The sequence below is a fragment of the Curtobacterium sp. 18060 genome, assembly GCF_902706105.1.
In the GTDB taxonomy this organism is placed as follows: Bacteria; Actinomycetota; Actinomycetes; order Actinomycetales; family Microbacteriaceae; genus Curtobacterium.
In genome coordinates this window covers 18,078-38,973 of sequence record NZ_CACSJV010000032.1, presented here as the reverse complement: position 1 = coordinate 38,973, position 20,896 = coordinate 18,078, and the positions used below count along the sequence as shown (strand labels likewise).

General features: G+C 71.2%; 14 protein-coding genes. 5 read left to right on the top strand and 9 right to left on the bottom strand.

The genetic code is table 11. The features are described from left to right. Positions 1 to 335: 335 nt before the first annotated feature. Complete coding sequence (locus tag GVL05_RS13915) at positions 336 to 3,032, bottom strand: LuxR family transcriptional regulator (RefSeq protein WP_159573485.1); 2,697 nt, start codon at positions 3,030 to 3,032, stop codon at positions 336 to 338. Between the two features lie 487 nt (positions 3,033 to 3,519). On the opposite strand from GVL05_RS13915, the gene GVL05_RS13910 reads away from it, so the two are divergent. Then, positions 3,520 to 5,010 carry an MFS transporter gene (locus GVL05_RS13910; protein WP_159573484.1) on the top strand — a complete coding sequence of 497 codons (1,491 nt, stop codon included), beginning with the start codon at positions 3,520 to 3,522 and terminating at the stop codon, positions 5,008 to 5,010. Between the two features lie 59 nt (positions 5,011 to 5,069). On the opposite strand, the gene GVL05_RS13905 is transcribed toward GVL05_RS13910, so the two are convergent. The 4 genes from GVL05_RS13905 to aroA form a co-directional block, all read right to left on the bottom strand. Beyond that, positions 5,070 to 5,852, bottom strand: a complete 783-nt coding sequence (locus GVL05_RS13905; protein ID WP_159573483.1) for an inositol monophosphatase family protein — start codon at positions 5,850 to 5,852, stop codon at positions 5,070 to 5,072. Between the two features lie 18 nt (positions 5,853 to 5,870). Continuing rightward, positions 5,871 to 6,875 carry a hypothetical protein gene (locus GVL05_RS13900; protein WP_159573482.1) on the bottom strand — a complete coding sequence of 335 codons (1,005 nt, stop codon included), beginning with the start codon at positions 6,873 to 6,875 and terminating at the stop codon, positions 5,871 to 5,873. A gap of 298 nt (positions 6,876 to 7,173) precedes the next feature. Further along, positions 7,174 to 8,220: a ribosome small subunit-dependent GTPase A gene (rsgA, locus tag GVL05_RS13895; RefSeq protein WP_159573481.1), complete on the bottom strand. Its 1,047-nt coding sequence runs from the start codon at positions 8,218 to 8,220 to the stop codon at positions 7,174 to 7,176. 4 nt (positions 8,221 to 8,224) lie between these two features. Next, on the bottom strand, positions 8,225 to 9,622 hold the full coding sequence (aroA, locus tag GVL05_RS13890) for a 3-phosphoshikimate 1-carboxyvinyltransferase (RefSeq protein ID WP_159573480.1): 1,398 nt from the start codon (positions 9,620 to 9,622) through the stop codon (positions 8,225 to 8,227). A gap of 111 nt (positions 9,623 to 9,733) precedes the next feature. Here aroA and GVL05_RS13885 point away from each other — a divergent pair, with 111 nt between their 5' ends. Genes GVL05_RS13885 through GVL05_RS13875 form a run of 3 tightly spaced genes read left to right on the top strand, consistent with a single transcriptional unit; the run spans position 9,734 to position 11,232 of the window. Beyond that, entirely contained in the window at positions 9,734 to 10,501 is a 768-nt protein-coding gene (locus tag GVL05_RS13885; protein WP_123294769.1) for a sigma-70 family RNA polymerase sigma factor, read from the top strand. Then, positions 10,498 to 10,740, top strand: a complete 243-nt coding sequence (locus GVL05_RS13880; protein WP_111086426.1) for a zf-HC2 domain-containing protein — start codon at positions 10,498 to 10,500, stop codon at positions 10,738 to 10,740. The genes GVL05_RS13885 and GVL05_RS13880 overlap by 4 nt, the downstream gene beginning before the upstream one ends. A gap of 51 nt (positions 10,741 to 10,791) precedes the next feature. Continuing rightward, positions 10,792 to 11,232 carry a GNAT family N-acetyltransferase gene (locus GVL05_RS13875; RefSeq protein WP_159573479.1) on the top strand — a complete coding sequence of 147 codons (441 nt, stop codon included), beginning with the start codon at positions 10,792 to 10,794 and terminating at the stop codon, positions 11,230 to 11,232. A gap of 77 nt (positions 11,233 to 11,309) precedes the next feature. Here GVL05_RS13875 and GVL05_RS13870 read toward each other — a convergent pair whose 3' ends face one another. Beyond that, positions 11,310 to 15,056: a multifunctional oxoglutarate decarboxylase/oxoglutarate dehydrogenase thiamine pyrophosphate-binding subunit/dihydrolipoyllysine-residue succinyltransferase subunit gene (locus GVL05_RS13870; RefSeq protein ID WP_159573478.1), complete on the bottom strand. Its 3,747-nt coding sequence runs from the start codon at positions 15,054 to 15,056 to the stop codon at positions 11,310 to 11,312. A gap of 166 nt (positions 15,057 to 15,222) precedes the next feature. Here GVL05_RS13870 and GVL05_RS13865 point away from each other — a divergent pair, with 166 nt between their 5' ends. After that, on the top strand, positions 15,223 to 16,662 hold the full coding sequence (locus tag GVL05_RS13865) for a GuaB1 family IMP dehydrogenase-related protein (protein ID WP_159573477.1): 1,440 nt from the start codon (positions 15,223 to 15,225) through the stop codon (positions 16,660 to 16,662). A gap of 558 nt (positions 16,663 to 17,220) precedes the next feature. Here the strand turns inward: GVL05_RS13865 and GVL05_RS13860 are convergent. From GVL05_RS13860 to GVL05_RS13850, 3 genes are all read right to left on the bottom strand, one after another. Next, the gene (locus GVL05_RS13860) at positions 17,221 to 18,258 is read right to left on the bottom strand and encodes a hemolysin family protein (RefSeq protein WP_123294216.1); all 1,038 of its coding nucleotides are present in this window, start codon (positions 18,256 to 18,258) and stop codon (positions 17,221 to 17,223) included. Then, a complete protein-coding gene (locus tag GVL05_RS13855; protein WP_159573476.1) occupies positions 18,255 to 19,649 on the bottom strand; it encodes a hemolysin family protein in 1,395 nt (464 codons plus the stop codon). The genes GVL05_RS13860 and GVL05_RS13855 overlap by 4 nt, the downstream gene beginning before the upstream one ends. Before the next feature lie 157 nt (positions 19,650 to 19,806). Further along, a complete protein-coding gene (locus GVL05_RS13850; protein ID WP_159573475.1) occupies positions 19,807 to 20,889 on the bottom strand; it encodes an NADH:flavin oxidoreductase/NADH oxidase in 1,083 nt (360 codons plus the stop codon). Between the last annotated feature and the right edge of the window lie 7 nt (positions 20,890 to 20,896).

The window sequence follows — 20,896 nt, the reverse complement described above, 5'->3', positions numbered from 1 at the left end:
GTCCTGACCGGCGCCCGTCCTCGGATCAGGCGAGGACGGACGACGGAGTGGGTGGGCCACGAGGTTCGGGTACCGGACGGGGTACCGCGGTCTGGCCCCTGGGGAGGGGCACGGCGGTCGGTGCATGAGAAGCCTCACCCGGCGACGCCGCCACGGCAACAGTCGTCGACTGCTCTTGCGGTTCCCCGCGTGCGGGGGACGCCGCGGTGCGGTCGCGTGCGGACTCCCGCAACGTGCGCGCGCAACGCACACCGCGTTCTGGACAGCGAAAAGGCGGACGGGAGGCCCGGTACCAGCTGGTACCGGGCCTCCCGTCCGCCTTGTGCTCGCGTCGACTACGTGAGCAGCGCGACCAGGTGGGAGCGCGACCGCGCGCCCACCTTGCGGTAGATCTGCGTGAGCCGCAGCTCCACCGTGCGCTGCGACATGAACAGCGACGACGCGATCTCGCGGTTGCGGTAGCCCTCCGTCACCTTCTGCACCACGGCGCGTTCCTCGGCCGTGAGCGAGGTGAGCACCGCAGAGGCGTCCGGAGCGCTCCGGGGTGTCCCCGGCATCGACGCGGACAGCACCGGTGCGGACCGGAGCGACGGCCCCGTGCCGAACGGCGGCATGGCCGCTGCCGGTGCGGGGGTGACGAGGGGACGGCGCATGCCGGCCGCCTCGTACGATGCTGCTGCTGCCGCACCGAGACGCGGACGCTCGGCGGGGTTGCCGACCGTCGCGAGGGCCGCGAAGGTCCGTGCCCGCTCGAACTGCGAGTCGTGCGGCTGGAACAGCTCCAACGCGCGGCGACGGGCCGTGTCCCGGGTGGTGTCGTCGGCGACGAGCGCGAGGCTCCTCGCCAGCACGAGCGCACCCCAGCGACCCGGTCGGGCGTGGTGGTCCGCAGCGAGCCGCGCGGTGATGGTGCGGGCGTCGTCGATCCGTCCGAGGCGCGCGTACGCCTCGACCAGGTCGCCGAGGTGCCGGAGCACCGCGGGGTTCCGCAGGGACCGGCCGATGGCGTCCGCCGCTTCGAGTGCGGCGGCTGCCTCCTCCAGTCGGCCGTCGAGCAGCAGGACCCGACCGCGGAGCGCATGCAGCTTCGCCGTCGCGCCCCACAGGCGGCTCGTCGAACGGTGCTCGAGGCACCGGTCCACGACCGCCAGGGCATCGGCGGAGCGCCCCTCGGCGAAGTGCCGCCAGGCGATCGCGATGGCCCGCGACGGCTCACGGAGCCGCTCGACCACCGAGGAACCGGCCTCCCACACGTCGATCGCGCGGAGCGCCTGCCGGAAGTTCCCGGAGCGCACCTCGTTCTCGGCGGTCAGGTAGCGGGCTGCCTCGGTCCACACCGCCGCCGTCTGCGGGCCACGGGCGAGGACGAGTGCGAACACCCGACGCGCGCTCCGGTACCGCTCGGCGATGCTCAGCGCGTGGGCGAGGAGCAGCAGAGCCGGGTCGGACATCGCCAGCAGCACCGACGTCGCGAGTCCGTCGTGCAGATCGGTGTCCGACGGCAGGGTGCCGTCGATCGCGGCGATGAGCTCCCGTGCGGTCGTCGTGATCTCCACCGTGTGTGGAGACGCCGACGCCTCGAGGGGCGCGACGCGGTGCAGCAGGTCCTTCGCCTGGTCGAGCTCCCACGCCTCGGCACGGAAGCACGCGACCATGGCCATCAGCCCGGCGACCGCGTCGACGTCGGCCGGCTCGGTCGCGTCCACCGACACGAGGAGTTCGTCCGCGTGCACGGCGTCGCCGCTGAGGTACTGCGCCGAGTACTGCAGGCGCAGCCGGCGGACCTCGTGCGCCGTCGTCCGGAACGGACGGAGCGCGGCGAGGTAGCGCGCGGCGAAGCCGAGCAGCCGGTTGCCGAGCAGGGCCTCGGCGACCCCGAGCAGCGCGACGAGCTCGTCCTCGGTGCCGCCACCGACGTGCAGGGCACGCTCGGTGAGGGCGATCGCGGCGTGCACGTTGCCGTCCACCACGTAGGACCGGGCGGCGCTGAGCAACGCGACCACGTCGGGGACGTCGTCGACGAAGCTCCGGTGCCACGCGGCTGCCCGCGGATCGGACTCGGTGCTCGCCGTGGCCAACGCGGCGTGCGCCGCGCGGCGGTCACGGGCGGGCATCCGCCAGTACAGCGCGGACCGGACCAGGGGGTCGCGGACCGTCACGCTCTGGCCCCGCACGGTGGCGAGGCCTGCTCCGACCAGGTCGTCCAACTCGTCGCGGTCCCAGGCCGTGGTCTTCGCGACCGGCACCAGGGCGAGTTTCGCGAGGACGTCCAGATCTCGTCCCGCGGCGGACCCGAGTGCGAGGGCTGCGAGGGCCTCGGTCGTCGGAGTGGGTCGGAGCGGGAGCACGATCGGCTCCGCGCCGGTGAGCTGCTCGCGGCTGAGCACCGCGAGCTGTTCGCGGAGCGCGCCGGGGTTGCCACCGGTCTCCGCGGCGAGGACGGCGAGGACGCCGTCGTTCGCTTCTTCCGGCGCCATGGTCCGGGCGAGGATGAGCGCCTCGTCGGACGGCAGCGGCTCGATGCGGAGCGTCGGCAGGGCCGCGAGCGGACCGTTCGACGGCACCGAGCGGACCGTCGCCACGACGCGCAGGGCGGTGCCCGCGAGTCGGCCGGCGAGGAACGCGATGAGCTCCTGGCTCTCGACGTCCATGCGGTCGAGGTCGTCGATCAGCACGAGCGTCGGCGGCAGGGTGAGGGCGTGCACGGCGTCGAGGAAGTCGTGCGCCGCCGCCAGTCCGGCGGTCACGGGGACCGCCGTCTCACCCGTCTGCAGGAGATGGGCGATGTGGGCCGTCGCACGGGGGTCGTCGAGCGCGGTGAACAAGGAGGTCACGCCGGCCAGCGGCCAACGGGATTCACTCCCGTTGACACCGACCCGCACGACGGGGAGGGAAACGCGGTTCGAGACCGCGTCGAGGACGCTGCTGCGTCCGGAACCAGGGTCGCCGACCACGACCATCGCGGACTCCCGAGGGAGTACAGCGAGGGTCGCGATCCGGTCGACCTCGAGGCGTCGACCGGTGAGTGCCATGACTCACCGGCCTCCGGGCCCGGAAGCGGATCCTGCGGAGAGGTCGTCGGCGAACGCTGTGAACGCTGCGACGGGGCGCCGTGAGGCGGACCGGACTGCTGCACGGTGGGTGGCCGTGTCGGAGTGCGGGCGGAAGGCGGCGACTGCGCGCGCGCCGGAACTGTCGTGGATTGGATGCGGTCGACGAGTGAGGGTGCACTCGGTTCCGCTCGGGAACGATGATGTCATCGTCTGTATCACCCCTCGGGTTAGGGTCTTCGGACGAACACGGTCGGCCTTGCACGTGCACTCGGATCTAGGGAATCCAGGTGCTTGCGTGACCTTCCGCATGAGCACGATAACTCAGGTCCTGGCCATCTGAGCCGCCCCGCGCACCGCGTATCCGGCAACGGTGCCCCCAGTCCGGGGGGCCACGACGCGGGGGTGTCACCCACCCGGGGGGTGGGTCTCGCCCGCCCGGAGGCCGGTCGGTGTACGAACGATGGTGATGTCCAGCGCTCACCCGACCGACGCCCGCCTCGACGACCGCACGCGTTGGAGGGCCTTCGCCGTGTGCGTCGCGGTGGCCGCCCTGACGATCCTCGACCTGTCGAAGGTCAACGTCGGGCTGCCGTCGATCGAGAAGTCCCTCGGCGCCACCAGCTCGTCGCTGCAGCTCATCGTGGCGGGGTACGCGCTGGCGTTCGGCCTCGCCCTCGTGCCCGCCGGCCGGCTCGGCGACCTGAAGAGCCGCCGAGCCCTGTTCATCATCGGACTCGTGGCGTTCACCGTGTCAAGCCTGCTCTGCGCCGTGGCGCCGACCATCGAGGTGCTCATGGTCACGCGGATCCTGCAGGGCTTCGCCGCCGGCACCCAGATGCCGCAGGTGATCGGACTCGTGCAGCAGTTGTTCCGAGGCCCGGAGCGCGGACGGGCCTTCGGGCTGTTCGGCGCCATGATCGGCATCTCGACGGCGCTCGGCCCGACGATCGGCGGTGGCCTCATCGCGATCGGCGGCGAGGAGAACGGGTGGCGGCTGCTGTTCTGGATGAACGTGCCGCTCGGACTCGTCGCGCTGTTCTTCGCGATGCGGCTGCTGCCCAAGGGGGCGCAGGGACAGGCGAAGGACCGCGAGCTGGACATCGTCGGCATCCTGCTGCTCGGCGCCGCCATCATCACGCTGATGCTGCCGTTCGTGCTCACCACGGGTGCCGGCGACTCCGGTGCCCGGTGGCTCTGGCTGATCGCCTTCGTCGTGTTCCTCGGCCTGTTCGTGCTCTGGGAGGTCCGGTACAAGCAGCAGGGCAAGTCACCGGTGGTGCACTTCGAGCTGTTCCGGCTGTCGTCGTACCGCAACGGGCTGTCGATCGTGGCCGTCTACTTCGCGGCGATCCCGGCGTCCTTCCTGATGGTGACGCTGTTCCTGCAGGAGGGGCTCGGGCTGTCACCGCTGTTCGCCGGCATGGTGAGCATCCCGTTCGCGGCCACGAGCGCCGTGGGGTCCTACATCGGCGGACGGATCGTCGACCGGGTCGGACGGGCCCTGGTGGTCTTCGGGCTCTTCATGGTCGTCGTCGGCTTCGTGCTCCTCATGCTCGCCGCGGTGCTGACCCCGCCGGAGGTCACGCCGTGGGCGATGGCCGGGGCGTTCCTGGTCGGCGGGCTCGGCGGCGGGTTCGTGGTGTCACCGAACCAGACGCTCACCCTGGCCGAGATCCCCGTGGAGCAGTCCGGGGTCGCCGGGTCGATGCAGCAGCTCGGGCAGCGCGTCGGGACCGCGATCGGGACCGCGGTGGCGACGAGCATCTTCTACGGGATCGTGCGGGGTGCCGCTGCCGGGGGCTCCGGCGGCAGTCGGCTCGACGCGTACCACGACGCGTTCCGGAGCGGCACGACGTTCACGGTCTCGCTGATGGCCCTCGCGCTCGTGCTGGCGGTCGGGGACCTGGTGGTGCGGCGGCGTGCTGCCCGGCGTGAGGCGGCGGCTGCGGCCGCCTGATCGACTCGGACCGACACCCGCGACGTCATCCGACGTCGAGCGTGTCGTTCGGGGTCGTGCTAGCGGCGGATGACCTCGACGACGGCGTCGTGCACCAGGCCGTTCGTCGCGAGTGCACTGCCGTGCCAGGCCCCGGGGTCGCCGTCGAGTGAACTGAAGCGCCCGCCGGCTTCCTCCACGATGGGCACGAGGGCCGCGATGTCCCACGGCTTCAGGTCGGGTTCGCCCGCGACGTCGATGACCCCCTCGGCGACCAGCATGTACGACCACATGTCGCCGTAGGCGCGCGTCCGCCAGACCTTGCGGGACAGGTCGACGAGGGACTCGAGCCGGTCGTCGTCGTCCCACTGCTGGATGCTGTTGTAGCTCAGGCTCGCGTCGGACAGGTCCGCGACACCGGAGACGCGGAGGTCGCCGTCGAACGAGTGCGCGCCGAGGCCCTCGGCCGCCCACCAGCGCTTGCCGAGCGCGGGGGCGCTCACGACGCCGAGCACCGGGCGGCCGTCGACCGCCAGGGCGATGAGCGTCGCCCACACCGGCACACCGCGCAGGTAGTTCGCGGTGCCGTCGATCGGGTCGATGACCCACTGACGGTGCCCCTCGCTGGTCGCCTCGGCGCCGGTGTCCGCCGTGGTCTCCTCGCCGAGGAACGCGTCGTCGGGTCGTTCCGTCGCGATCCGCTCGCGCAGGGCGTGTTCGACGGCCTGGTCGGCGTCGGTCACGTGCGTGCTGTCGGCCTTCTTCGACACGTGCAGGTCGGCGGCGCGGAACCGCTCGAGGCTGATCGTGTCGGCGATGTCGGCGAGCGAGCGGGCGAAGTCCAGGTCGGCGCTGAGGTCCACGGGTCGAGCGTAGCGGGGCTACGCGGCGACGACCTCTTCCTCTTCGAGCCGGGTGACCTCACGCTCGCGGGCGATGCGGGTGCGGCGGGCGACGAGGCCGTGCACGACCACGCACAGCAGGACGGCTGCGGCGAGCCAGAGCGCGAGCACCAGGGACGACCGGCCGAGCGAGGCGTCCGGGAAGTACTGCAGGTCCTGTGCCGCCTGCAGCCACGCGGCGCCACTCCAGAAGGAGTGGAGTGCGGAGAAGAACCCGGGCACGAACGACGCCTGGAAGATGCCGCCGGACGACGTGAAGTTGAGCATCACGAACAGCATGGTGAGCACGGGTGTCGTCCACCGCCCGAGGACCGGGTGCAGGCCGACGCCGATCGCGACGATGATCGCGTCGTACAGCCAGGCGAACAGGAACACCTGCCAGTGGTGCGTGGTGATGACGCCGTAGATCGGCCCGGCGACGATGATGCCGATGCCGGCGACGACCCCGGCGGTGGCGAGGCCGACCACCGCGGTCCACACCGCGCGGAGCTTCGTCGCGACGGACGCCACGGCGATGGCCGATGCGTAGCCGCCGACGCTCAGGGCGACGAGCAGGAAGAACAGCCCCTGGCCGGTGCTGTCCTGTTCGCCCGTGGGGACGACGTCGACGACCCGGAACGGCACGTGCTGCTCGTAAGCGATCGGCAGGAAGACCTTCTGTGCGGCGCTCGCGGTCGTCTCCGATGCCGCGGTCGACACGTAGAGCGTCGCGCCCGTGGTGGTCGGGGCGTACACGGCGGCCAGGTCGCGGTCGCGGATCTGCCGCTCGGCGTCCTTGGTCGAGGGGACGACGTGGGCGACGAGGGCACCGTCGGACTCGTCGGTGACGGTCTGGGCGAACACCTGGGTCGCGGCGGACTGACCGACGATGCCGACGGGCAGTTCCTTCGGCGCGGGTGCGTGGAAGGCACCGAGGTAGGCGAGGCCCATGCCGGCGGCGAGGAACAGCGGCACGAGGATGTGCGTGGCGAAGGTCAGGAGCACCCGTCCGAGGCCGGCCGGGCGCGGTGGGACGAGGTGCCACGCCCGAGCGCCCTCCGCCGAGGTTCCACGACATGCCGCACGCGGTTCGCCGAGGTTCCACGAACGGCCCGAACCACCGCCGAGATGTGCAGATTTCGGAACCTGGACGGGGCGGGTCGGGGCGCCGGAGTGGTCACGACGTGCCGTGCGTCGGAGCTCGAGCGGCCACGAACCGTTGAATGCTGCTCTGTCAGGCGACAGTTCGTGACCCATCGGTGCCCGCCGACGGGCGCGGGCGCGGGCGCGGGCGCGCGCCGGGCTACTCCATGCCGGGGTCGGAGGCGCCCATGCCCGTCAGGAGCGCGCGGAACGAGTCGAGCCGTTCGACGCCGGTGACGCCGAGCTCGCCGTCCTGCACCCGGTCGACGATCTCCCAGTCGTGTGCCTGCGCCAGGGGGATGCCGTCCCGAGCGGGGCGCACCGGGATCGCGTGCGAGGCGAACGCGCGGAACACGTTCGCGGGGTCGACGTGCCCGAGGCCGAACGACCGCACGCCCGGGGTGTCGATGATCCACCCGCCGTCACGGACCCGCAGCGCGATCGACGACGACGAGGTGTGCCGCCCGCGCCCGGTCACCGAGTTCACGACGCCGATAGCCCGCGTCGACCCGGTCAGGGCGTTCACGAGGGTCGACTTGCCGACACCGGAGTGCCCCACGGTCACCGTGACCTTGTCGTCGAGCAGGTCGTGCAGCGCCTCGAACGGGACGTCGTCGGACCGACTCGTCACGATCCGCAAGGAGAGGCAGGCGAAGTGCGCCAGGAACGGCGCCGGGTCAGCGAGGTCCGTCTTCGTGATGCAGAGGATCGGGTCGAGCCCGGCGTCGAACGCGGCGACCAGGTAGCGGTCGATGAGCCGGGTGCGGGGCTCGGGGTCGGCGGCCGCCACGACGATGAGCATCTGGTCGGCGTTCGCCACGATGACGCGCTCGACCTCGTCGGAGTCGTCGGCACTGCGGCGGAGCAGCGTGGTGCGCTCGGCGACCTTCACGATGCGCGCCAGCGATCCGGGGTCACCCGAGACGTCGCCGACGAGCGACACGTGGTCGCCGGTGACGACGGACTTCTTGCCGAGCTCGCGGGCCTTCGTCGCCGTGATGACGTGGTCATCGATCAGCACGCCGAACCGCCCACGGTCGACGTTCGTGACCCACCCCACGGGCGCGTCGTCGTACGTCGGCCGGGTCTTCGTGCGGGGCCGGTTGCCCTTCGGGTTCGGACGCACCCGCACGCTCGACTCGTCGTACTGTCCGTACGGTTCGTCCGCGTCGGAGTCGTCACCGTCGACGTCGTCCCACCAGCTCATGCGCTCAGACCCCGCTCGGAGCCGGGTCGACCGAGCCGGAGGACTCCACCAACGCCGCCCACAGCTCGGGGAACTGCGGCAGCGTCTTGGCCGTGCACCCGATGTCGTCGACGGCGACGCCGTCGACGACGAGGCCCACGACGGCGCCGGCTGTCGCCATCCGGTGGTCGTCGTACGCGGCCCAGCCGCCGCCGTGGAGCGCGGCAGGTTCGATGCGCAGGCCGTCGTCGAGTTCGTGCACCGCGCCTCCCGACCGGTTCACGTCCGCCGCGAGCGCGGCGAGACGATCCGTCTCGTGCCCACGCAGGTGGCCGATCCCGGTGATCTCGGTCGGCCCGCCGGCCAGCGCGGCCAGCGCGACGAGCGCCGGTGCGAGTTCGCCGCCGCGGCTGAGGTCCAGGTCGAGACCCGGCAAGGAGGCCCCACCCCGGATCCCGACGCCGCCGTCGACGACCAGGTCGTCGCCGTCACGGGCCACGGTCGCGCCCCACAGGGGCAGGAGCGTCTCCAGGTCGGCGCCGACCTGCGTGGTCTCGCGCGGCCAGGTGCGGATGCGGACGGTGCCGCCGGCGACGAGCGCGGCGACCGCGAACGGCGCGGCGTTCGACAGGTCGGGCTCGATGGTGACGTCGCGCGCGGCGATCGGACCGGGGTGGACGACCCACTCGCCGACCGCGGGCTCGTCGACGGTCACGCCGCGGGCGCGGAGCGCGGCGACGGTCATCTCGATGTGCGGCAGGCTCGGCAGACGTTCCCCGACGTGGGTGAGGTGCAGCCCCTCGTCGAAGCGCGGCGCGGAGAGCAGCAGGCCCGACACGAACTGCGACGACGCCGACGCGTCGATCGACAGGGCGCCACCGCGCACCGAACCGGTGCCGGTGAACGCGAACGGCATCGAGCCGTCGCCGTCATCGGTGACGTCGACGCCCAGGTCGACGAGCGCCCCGATGATCGCGTGCATCGGACGCTTGCGGGCGTAGGGGTCGCCGTCGACGACGACCGGGCCGACCGCCAGGGCGGCCAGCGGCGGCAGGAACCGCATCACGGTGCCGGCGAGGCCGCAGTCGACGCGGACGTCGCCGTGCATCGGCGCCGGGGTGATCCGGAGGTCCGGGCCGTAGGGGTTCGGCTGCGCGCCCGGTGCCGGCTCGACCTCGTCGATCCCGACGCCGAGCTGCCGGAGCGCCGCGATCATGAGCGCCGAGTCGCGCGAGTGCAGCGGCAGGCGGATGACGGAGGGGCCGTCGGCGAGGGCGGCGAGCACGAGCTCGCGGTTCGTCAGCGACTTCGAGCCGGGCAGCGCGACGTCGCCACGCAGGGGACCGCGCGCGAGCGGGGCGATCCAGGGGGCCGGGTCCGCGGCGGCCTGTGCACCGCTCTGGGAATGCGTCGTGTCTGCCATCGGTTCACAAGACTACTGAAACGATCGGGAGGACCCTTGGCGACAGCACTCGCACCCTCGCGGACGCGCCTGCCCGGCGTGTCCACGTCGCTCGCTCTAGACTGGCCCGCGATGACGACCGACGAGCCGCAGGCAGCACCGCACGACCTGGTCGAGGAGACCGAGGAGCAGCTCGACGCGGTCGAGGCGGAAGAAGCGGACGACGAGTCCTTCGTCGACGCCAAGACCGTGTCGGCCGACGAACTCCGGGCCCTCTTCGAGACCCAGGCGCTGCCCTTCATGGACCAGCTGTACGGCGCGGCGATGCGGATGACCCGCAACCCGGCCGACGCCTCGGACCTGGTGCAGGAGACCTTCGTCAAGGCGTTCGCCGCGTTCCGCCAGTTCAAGCAGGGCACGAACCTGAAGGCCTGGTTGTACCGGATCCTGACGAACACGTTCATCAACACGTACCGCAAGAACCAGCGGAACCCCTACCAGGGCACCATCGACGAGCTCGAGGACTGGCAGCTCGGCGGCGCCGAGAGCGTCACCCAGTCGATCTCCGCACGGTCCGCCGAGGCCGACGCGATCGACCACCTGCCGTCGTCCGCCGTCAAGGACGCCCTGCAGGCCATCCCCGAGGACTTCCGGATGGCCGTGTACTTCGCCGATGTCGAAGGCTTCTCCTACCAGGAGATCGCCGACATCATGAAGACCCCCGTGGGGACGGTCATGAGCCGTCTGCACCGTGGTCGCCGGCTCCTCCGGGGGCTCCTGGCGGACCACGCCCGTGAGACCGGCATCGTCCCAGACGCAGCGTCGACGGCGACGATGCGCGGACGAGGCCGGAAGACTGCCGCGACCGAGGGTCGCGTCGATGGGAAGGAAGCACGATGAGCGGCTGCGACTGCTCCAAGGCGAAGGCCGAGCTCGAGGAGTTCCTGCACGGGGAGCTCTGCCGCGAGGACGCGGCGGACATCCGTGAGCACATGGACGACTGCGAGGACTGCACGACCGAACACCGCGTCGGCGTCGTCCTGATCGAGACCGTGCGCCGCGCGTGCAAGGAGACCGCTCCGGAAGAACTGCGTGGCGAGATCCTCGCGCGCATCCGGCTGGAGCAGTCGACCCACTGAGGTCCTCGGCTCCGTCGTCACACGGCGGGTCGGGTCGGTAGTGTCACGGACATGACCCTCCTCGTCGAGTCGATCACCACCTGGTCCGACACGGACGTCTCCGACGTCGCTGCCCTCGTCCGCCTGCTCGGCCACGAGGTCGACGACGCCGCGATGCGCGCACGCCTCGAACGGCTCACGCCCGAGGCCGGACACCGCACCTGGGTGGTGCGTGGGGACGACGGACGGCCGGTCGCCGTCGCGGGCGCGCAGGTCACCTGGGCGTACGCGAGCGACGAGCCGACGGCGCAGCTCCTGCTGCTGGTGGTCGACGACGCGGCCAGGAGGCTCGGCACCGGTTCGGCGCTCATCGGCACCTTCGAAGCGTGGGCCGTCGAGCAGGGCGCGCGTCGCCTGAGCGCCGTCAGTGCGGCTGCCACGGACAGCGCGCACCGGTTCTACCAGAAGCGCGGGTACCACGACGCGGGTGTGCGCTACACGAAGATCGCGTAGCCGTCACGTTCCTCGCGAACGTTGAAGCGCCCCGTGCAGGAGCCCCTTGGACTCCTGCACGGGGCGCTTCCTGACGCTCAGGCCGACGCGCTCAACGCCTTCTCGATGACCTCGGTGGCTTCCTGTGCGGAGCGCTTCGACGACCCGGTGGCCGGCGCGGCACTCGCGGCACGGGCGGCGACGGACAGCGGCCGACCGTCGAGGTGCGGCGACAGGTTCATGCAGACGAACGGCCAGGCGCCCTGGTTCTCCGGCTCCTCCTGCGCCCACACGACGTCGGCGTCCGGGTAGCCGGCCAGCACCTCGAGGATCCGCTCGAGGGGGAGCGGTGCGAGCTGCTCGAGCCGGACGAGGGCGACGTCGGTGACCCCGCGCTTGTCCGCCTCGGCGCGCAGGTCGTGGTGCACCTTGCCGGAGTGCAGGACCACGCGACGCACCGCCGCCTTCTGGGCCACGCGGTCGTCGTCGATCACTTCCTCGAAGGTGCCGTTCGTGAAGGCCTCGACCGCGCTCGTCGCCTGGCGCAGGCGGAGCATGGCCTTCGGGGAGAACACGATCAGCGGCTTCTGCGGACGCTCCCACGCCTGGCGGCGCAGCAAGTGGAAGTACGACGCCGGAGTGGACGGGCGGGCGACGACCATGTTGTCCTCGGCGCACAGCTGCAGGTAGCGCTCGATGCGGGCGGACGAGTGATCCGGTCCCTGACCCTCGTAGCCGTGCGGCAGCAGCAGGACGAGGCCGGAGCGCTGTCCCCACTTCTGCTCGGCGGACGAGATGAACTCGTCGATGACGGTCTGGGCGCCGTTCGCGAAGTCGCCGAACTGCGCCTCCCACAGCACGAGTGCCTCGGGCCGCTCGACCGAGTAGCCGTACTCGAACGCCATCGCCGCGTACTCGCTGAGCAGCGAGTCGTAGATGGTGAACCGGGCCTGGTCCTCGGTGAGGTTCGACAGCGGCAGCCACTCCTGGCCGTTCGACCGGTCGTGGAACACCGCCTGGCGCTGGACGAAGGTGCCGCGGCGGGCGTCCTGGCCGGCGAACCGGACGGGCTTGCCCTCCACCAGCAGCGAACCGATCGCCATGAGCTCGGCCATCGCCCAGTCCACGCCGCCGTTGCGCGTCATGTCGGTGCGCTTCGACAGCAGCTGCTGCAGCTTCGGGTGGATCGAGAAGCCAGCGGGCGGGTTGCTGTGCGCGTCACCGATGGAGCGGACGAGCTCTTCGGACACTGCGGTCTCGCGGACCTCGACCTCGGAGTCGTCCTGCTGCGCCGCCGGGCGTTCGAGCCCCTGCATGGCACCGTCGTCGTCGACCTGGATCACCGGGATGGTGCCGGTCTGCGCCTCGTGCGTCTCGGCGAAGGCACGCTCCAGGCGGTCCTGGAAGTCGCGGTGCGCCTCGTCGTACTCTTCCTGCGTGATGTCCCCGCGGCCGACGAGGGCCTCGGTGTACAGCGTGCGGACGGACCGCTTCGCCTCGATCAGGTTGTACATGAGCGGCTGGGTCATCGAGGGGTCGTCGCCCTCGTTGTGCCCGCGGCGGCGGTAGCAGATGAGGTCGATGACGACGTCGCGGTGGAACGCCTCGCGGTACGCGAACGCCAGGTCGGCGACGCGTGCGACGGCCTCGGGGTCGTCGCCGTTCACGTGGAAGATCGGCGCCTGGATCGTCTTCGCGACGTCGGTGGAGTACACCGAGCTGCGCGCCGACTCGGGCGGGGTGGTGAACCCGACCTGGTTGTTGATGACCAGGTGCACGGTGCCGCCCGTGCGGTAGCCGCGGAGCTGCGACATCTGCAGCGTCTCGACGACCACGCCCTGACCGGCCATCGCCGCGTCGCCGTGAACGAGCACCGGTAGGACGTTCGTCGAACCGGGGCCCTGCTTGTCCTGCTTGGCCCGGACGATGCCCTCGAGCACGCCGTCGACGGCCTCGAGGTGGGACGGGTTCGCCGCGATCGTCACGGGGATGCTCGAGCCGTCCGAGGTGCGGAACAGCCCCTCGGTGCCGACGTGGTACTTCACGTCGCCGGAACCCTGACCGGACACCGAGCCCGGCAGGGACGAGCCCTCGAACTCACGGAAGATCTGGCCGTAGGTCTTGCCGGCGATGTTCGTCAGGACGTTCAAGCGACCGCGGTGGGCCATGCCGATCGCGACCTCGGCAAGGCCGACACCGGCAGCGTGCTGGATGAGCGTGTCGAGGAACGCGATGGTGGACTCGCCGCCCTCGAGCGAGAAGCGCTTCTGCCCGACGTACTTGGTCTGCAGGAAGGTCTCGAACGCCTCGGCCTCGTTGAGCTTGCCGAGGACGCGCAGCTGCTCGTCCTTCGACGGCTTCGAGTACGGGACCTCGATGCGTTCCTGCACCCAGCGGCGCTGCTCCGGGTCCTGGATGTGCATGTACTCGATGCCGACGGTGCGGCAGTAGGCGTCGCGCAGGATCCCGAGGACGTCGCGCAGCGGAGCACTCGTCGTGCCGGCCAGCCCACCGGTGACGAACTCGCGGTCGAGGTCCCAGAACGTCAGCCCGTGGCTCTCGATCTCGAGGTCGGGGTGCGTGCGCTGGCGGTACTCGAGCGGGTCGATGTCGGCCATCAGGTGCCCGCGGACGCGGTAACTGTTGATGAGCTCCTGCACGCGGGCGGTCTTGTTGACCCGGTGCGCCAGGTCGACGTTGATGTCGTTCGCCCACTGGATCGGCTTGTACGGGATCCGGAGCGCCGCGAAGATGCCGTCGTAGAAGCCGTGCTCGCCGATGAGGCGTTCGTGCACGTGCTTGAGGTACTCGCCCGAGCCGGCGCCCTGGATCACCCGGTGGTCGTAGGTGCTCGTCAGGGTGATGGTCTTGCCGATGCCGAGCTCGACGAGGGTCTTCGACGCCGAGCCCTGGAACTGCGCCGGGTACTCGAGGGCGCCGGCGCCGATGATCGAGCCCTGCCCCTTGGTCAGGCGGGGGACCGAGTGCACGGTGCCGATGCCGCCCGGGTTCGTGAGCGAGATCGTGGTGCCCTGAAAGTCGGCCGGCGTCAGCTTGTTGTCGCGGGCCCGCTTGACCAGGTCCTCGTAGGCCGACAGGAACTGGCCGAAGGTCAGGGTCTCCGCACGCTTGATGCTCGGCACGAGGAGCGACCGGGTGCCGTCCTTCTTCGGGACGTCGATCGCGATGCCGAGGCCCACGTGCGCCGGGGCGACGACGAACGGCTTGCCGTCGCGCTCCTCGTAGAACACGTTCTGGCTCGGGAAGTCCTTGAGTGCCTGCACCATCGCCCACCCGATGAGGTGGGTGAAGGAGATCTTGCCGCCGCGGGCACGGCGCAGGTGGTTGTTGATGACGATCCGGTTGTCGATCATCAGCTTCGCCGGGATCGTCCGGACACTCGTTGCCGTCGGGACGGTCAGCGAGGCGTCCATGTTCGACGCCAGGGTCTTCGCCATGCCCCGGAGCGGGGTCGCCACGTCCTCGTGGGTCTCCTCGTGGTCGTCGGCGGCGTCGTTGGCCTCGGCCGGGATCGGCGGCGGGGTCGGCTGGCGCGACGTGGTCTTCGCCTGGATCGGACCACCCTGCGCTGCCTGCTGCTGCGGGGCCGGCGCGTCGCCGGTCGCGGGCTGCTGCGTGGTCGACTGCGCGGGCGTCGAGGACTGCTGGTCAGCTGCCGGAGCGCCGCCGACCTGCGTGCGGTGGTAGCTCTCGAGGACCGGCCACCAGGACTTGTCGACCGACTCCTTGTCCGCGACGAACTGCTCGTAGAGCTCGTCGACGAGCCACTCGTTCGCCCCGAATTCGCCCGCGGTCTCGTCCGTTCCGGTCAGATGGCTCGACACAGCCGATCGCCCACTCTCCGTCGATAGATGCTCGTGTGTGTCGTGCGGTGCAACCCTGCCCCGCACAGGTGCCAAGCCTAGCCGCTCGCACATGTCCGTTCGGTGTCAGCCGCGGCGCGAGTCGGGGCCCGGTCCGGCCTCCGGGCGGAGCCGTACAGTGGGGCCCATGAGGTTCTACGAGACGCGGCCGACACACGACCTGACCTACTCCGACGTCTTCCTCGTCCCGAGCCGATCCGGCGTGACGAGCCGCTTCGACGTCGACCTCGCGTCGAACGACGGCAGCGGTGCGACGATCCCGATCGTGAGCGCCAACATGAACTCGGTCACGGGTCCGCGCCTCGCCGCGACCCTGGCCCGGCGCGGGGGCCTCGGCGTCCTGCCGCAGGACATGCACCTGCAGGACCTCGACGCCGCGATCCGCTGGGTGAAGGACCAGCCGGTCGACTACGACACCGCCTACGACATGGGCTCGTCCACCACCGTCGCCGAGGCGCTCGAGCAGCTGCTGCCCGTCGCCGGTCGGGGCGTGGTGGTCCGCGACGCCGCCGGGGAGTACCTCGGGTGCGTCCCCGCCAGCCGGCTCGGCGACGCCGGTCCCGACGCGACGCTCGGCGACCTGCTGCACGGCGCCTCGACCGCGATCGACGCCGAGGACGCCGGCGCGCCCCGCCACGTCTACGACGTCCTGAGCGGCGCCGAGGTCGACTTCGCACCCGTCGTGCGGCACGGCAAGGTCGTCGGCACCACGAGCCGGACCAGCGCCATCCGCTCGGACATCTACACGCCGGCCGTCGACGTCTCTGGTCGCCTGCGCGTCGCGGCCGCGATCGGCATCAACGGCGACGTCGCCGCCAAGGCGCAGGCCCTCGCCGCCGCCGGGGTCGACGTGCTCGTGCTCGACACGGCGCACGGCCACCAGGAGAGCATGCTCCGCGCGCTCCGCACCGTCGCGGGGCTCCGGCTCGGCATCCCGCTCGTCGCCGGCAACGTCGTCACCGCCGACGCCGTCGCCCACCTCGTCGACGCGGGCGCGGACATCATCAAGGTCGGTGTCGGACCCGGCGCCATGTGCACCACGCGCATGATGACCGCCGTCGGTCGGCCGCAGTTCTCCGCCGTCCTCGAGACCGCCGCCGCCGCCCGGTCCCTCGGCGCGCACGTCTGGGCCGACGGCGGGGTGCGCTACCCGCGCGACGTCGCCCTCGCACTGGCGGCCGGCGCCTCGGCCGTGATGATCGGCTCGTGGTTCGCCGGCACCCTCGAAGCGCCGGGCGTGCTCCGTCGCGACGCCGCCGGCAAGGCCTACAAGGAGAGCTGGGGGATGGCGTCCGCGAAGGCCGTCCGCGAGCGCTTCGAGCGGCTCGACCCGTACGAGCGGGCCCGCAAGGAGCTCTTCGCCGAGGGGATCTCGTCGTCGACGATCTACCTCGACCCGGAGCGCCCGAGCGTCGAGGACCTGCTCGACATGATCACCACGGGCGTCCGGAGCTCCGCCACCTACGCGGGCGCCGCGTCGCTGGCCGAGTTCTCCGAGCGTGCCCTGGTCGGCATCCAGTCCGCCGCCGGCTACGAAGAGGGCAAGCCGCTCCCCGTCAGCTGGTAGCGCGCGCCGGCGGGCGCGGCCCTGGTCGCGACCACACGTCGGACGGGAGGCCCGTGGCTGCGTTGCCGCGGGACTCCCGTCCGCCATCGCGAAAGCGACAGTTCCCTGCGGAACGTTCGCGGGAATCTGTCGCTTTGGCGGGACTGGCGGCACCGAGTCTCGGGCTGGGCGACCGAATCTGTAGCGCCGGCCGTGAGATCGGTCGCTCACGCCGAGTCTCGCGGCCGGCCGCGGGGCGGACGGGAGGCCCGTGGCTGCGTTGCCACGGGCCTCCCGTCCGCCATCGCGAAAGCGACAGTTCCCTGCGGAACGTTCGCGGGAATCTGTCGCTTTGGCGGGATTGGCGGCACCGAGTCTCGGGCTGGGCGACCGAATCTGTAGCGCCGGCCGTGAGATCGGTCGCTCACGCCGAGTCTCGCGGCTGGCCGCGGGGCGGACGGGAGGCCCGTGGCTGCGTTGCCGCGGGACTCCCGTCCGCCATCGCGAAAGCGACAGTTCCCTGCGGAACGTTCGCGGGAATCTGTCGCTGTGGCGGGACTGGCGGGACTGGCGGTGTGGCTACCGGCGTCGGGTCGCGTCCTCGACCTCGCCGACGAGCTCCTCGAGGATGTCCTCGAGGAAGAGCACGCCGAGGGTCCGGCCATCGGCGTCGAACGCCCGCGCGACGTGGCGGCCCGCAGCCCGCATGGTGGCCAGGGCGTCCTCCAGGTCCATCTCCGTGTAGAGCGAGATGAGCTGGCGGATGCGCTTCGGCGGCACCGGGTCGTCGAACTCGTCCGGCCGCAGGTCGATGACGTCCTTCACGTGCACGTAGCCCGTGGGGGAGCCGTCCTCGCCGACGAGCACGTACCGCGAGAACCCGCGCTGCGCCACCGCACGCTCGACGTCCGCCGGGGTGGCGTCCTCGGGCAGGGTGACGAGCTCGGCCATCGGCACGGCGACGTCGCGGACCTTCTTCTCGGTGAACTCGAACGCCAGGGCGAGCTTGCCGTCGTCGGTCAGGGTGCCCTCGCGGCGGGACTGCTCCACGATCGTCTGCACCTCTTCCACCGTGAAGGCGCTGACGGCTTCGTCCTTGGGCTCGACGCGGAACAGGCGCAGCACGGCGTTCGCGACCTCGTTCAGGCCGACGATGACCCAGTGCAGGCCGTGGCCGATGTACCAGAGCGTCGGCACGAGCAGCAGCGCTGCGCGGTCCGGCATCGAGAACGAGATGTTCTTCGGGACCATCTCGCCGAACACCACGTGCAGGAACGAGACGAGCAGCAGCGTGACCACGAACGCCACGGTGCCGATGACCTCGACGCTCCAGCCCGTCAGGTGCAGCGGCACCTCGAGCAGGTGGTGGATCGCCGGCTCGGAGACGTTCAGGATGAGCAGCGAGCAGACCGTGATGCCGAGCTGCGTGGTCGCGAGCATGCGAGTGGCGTGCTCCATCGCCCACAGGGTCATCTGCGCGGCCTTCGAGCCCTCTTCTGCGCGCGGTTCGATCTGGGAGCGGCGGGCGGAGATGACGGCGAACTCGGCGGCGACGAAGTACGCGTTGCCGAGCAGCAGCACGAAGAGCCAGAAGATCCCCCACCAGTCGGAGCTCATCGGGTGCTCTCCTTCGTCTCGGACCGCTTCGCGGTCTTGGTGCCGGTCTTCGTTGCGGGGATGATGATGGCGGTCGCCGCGGTGTCCGTCGGCGGGGGCGTCGGGGTCCAGCGGATGCGGTCGATCCGGCGGCCGTCCAGGCGTTCGACCCGGAAGACACCGCTGTCGAGCGGGACCTCGTCACCGACGACGGGCAGGCGGCCGAGCGTCGACATGAGGAACCCGCCGACGGTCTCGTAGGGGCCGTCCTCCGGCACCTTCACGCCGGCGCGGTCCTCGAGCTCGTCGGGACGCAGGAGACCGGGGAAGGTCAGCCAGTCGCGGGAGCGGACCACGTCGATGCGCGCGCGGTCGTGCTCGTCGGAGACCTCGCCGACGATCTCCTCGATGAGGTCCTCGAGCGTGACGACCCCGGCGGTGCCGCCGTACTCGTCGACCACGATGACCATCTGGTAGCCGCGGCCGCGGACCTCGGCGAGCAGGGTGTCGCCCGGCATCGTCTCGGGCACGCGTTCGGCGTCGGTCATGAGTGCTCCGACAGGGACCTCCGGGCGCTTCTCGCGGGGGACGGCGACGGCCTGCTTGACGTGCACGATGCCGACGACGTCGTCCGCGTCCTCCTCGATGACGGGGAAGCGGCTGAAGCCGGTCTTGCGTGCGAGGGCGATGACGTCCTGCGCGGACTCGGACACCCGGATGGTGGAGAGCCGCGGGCGCGGCGTCATCACGTCGCTGGCGCTGAGCTCCGAGAACGAGATCGTCCGCTGGAGCAGCGTCGCGGTGTCCTGCTCGAGCGACCCCTCGGACGCCGAACGGCGGAGCAGCGAGGTGAGCTCTTCGGCGCTGCGAGCACCGGAGAGTTCCTCTTGCGGCTCGATGCCGATCGACCGCAGCACGGCGTTCGCGGTGCCGTTGAGCACCGCGACCGCCGGCCTGAACACGGTCGTGAAGGCGATCTGCAACGGCACGACGAGCTTCGCGGTCTGCAGCGGCAGCGCGAGCGCGAAGTTCTTCGGTACCAGTTCGCCGAGGATCATCGACAGCAGGGTCGCGATGACGAGCGCGATGATCGATCCGACGGTCTCGACGATGCCCTCGGGCAGGTTCATCGCCAGGAACGGCGCTTCGAGCAGCTTCGCGATGGACGGCTCGAGCAGGTAGCCGGTGAGCAGCGTGGTCAGCGTGATGCCGAGCTGCGCACTGGACAGGTGCGTCGAGGTGACCTTCAACGCCCCGATGACGGGTGCCAGGCCCGGCTCACCGCGGTCGCGACGCGCTTCGACGTCGGCGCGGTCGAGGTTGACCAGCGCGAACTCGGACGCGACGAAGACGCCGGTACCGAGTGTCAGCAGGATGCCGCCGACGAGCATGACGATGTCGATCGGACTCATGATTCACCCCCGTCCGCGCACGGGGATGACGTGCAGCTCACCGAGTGAGCGGCGGATGAGTGAGGCGAAGAACTATTCGGGGGATCGTCCACAGTGCTGCCAATCGTACTGCCTGCCCGAGGGGCCGACCGAGAACTTGTTCAGGAAGGCCGCGCGTCTACGCCGTGACCCGCGCGCGGTGGTACTGCTGCGGCTCGTAGTCGACGGTCACGCCGAGCTCGACGGCCACGCGCAGCGGGAAGCTCGGGTCGCGCAGGAACTCGCGGCCCACCATCACGACGTCGGCCTGTCCGGTCGCGACGATCTGCTCGGCCTGGAAGCCCTCGGAGATCATGCCGACCGCGATGGTGCCGATGCCGGCGTCGCGTTTGATCGCCGCAGCGTGCGGCACCTGGTAGCCGGGGCCGACCGGGATCGGTGCGCTCGCGACGTTGCCGCCGGTCGAGACATCAGCCAGGTCCGCGCCGTGCTCCGCAGCCCACCGAGCGACCTCCGTGGTCTCGTCGAGCGTGAGCCCGCCGTCCACCCAGTCGGTCGCCGAGAACCGCACGACGATCGGGAAGCCCTCGCCGACCTCGGCACGGACGGCGTCGAGGACCTCGAGCAGTGCCCGGGCGCGGTTCTCGAGCGACCCGCCGTACTGGTCCGTGCGGTGGTTGCTCAGCGGCGAGAGGAACTGGTGCAGCAGGTACCCGTGGGCGGCGTGGATCTCGACCAGGTCGAACCCGGCCTCGACGGCGCGGCGAGCGGACTGCGCGAACGCCAGTGCGACGACCCGGATGTCCTCGGTCTCCAGCTCGCGCGGGACCGCGTAGCCGTCGAAGGCCACGGCGGACGGGGCGACGGTGGACCAGCCGCCCTGGTCGGCGGGGACCGAACCGTGCGTGGACTCCCACGGACGGAACGTCGATGCCTTGCGGCCGGCGTGCGCGAGCTGGACACCGGCGGCAGCGCCCTGCGCGTGCAGGAAGTCGACGATCGGCTTGAAGGCGTCGCGCTGCTGGTCGTTCCAGAGCCCGAGGTCCTGCGGGCTGATCCGGCCCTCCGGCACCACGCCGGTCGCCTCGACGACCACCGCACCGGCACCGCCCTTGGCGAAGCCGCCCAGGTGGACGAGGTGCCACGCGGTCGGCACGCCGTCCTGCTCCTCGGCCGAGTACTGGCACATCGGGGAGACCCAGATGCGGTTGCGGACCGTCAGGTCGCGGATGGTGATCGGCTCGAACAGGGCGTGCGTCACGCGGGAC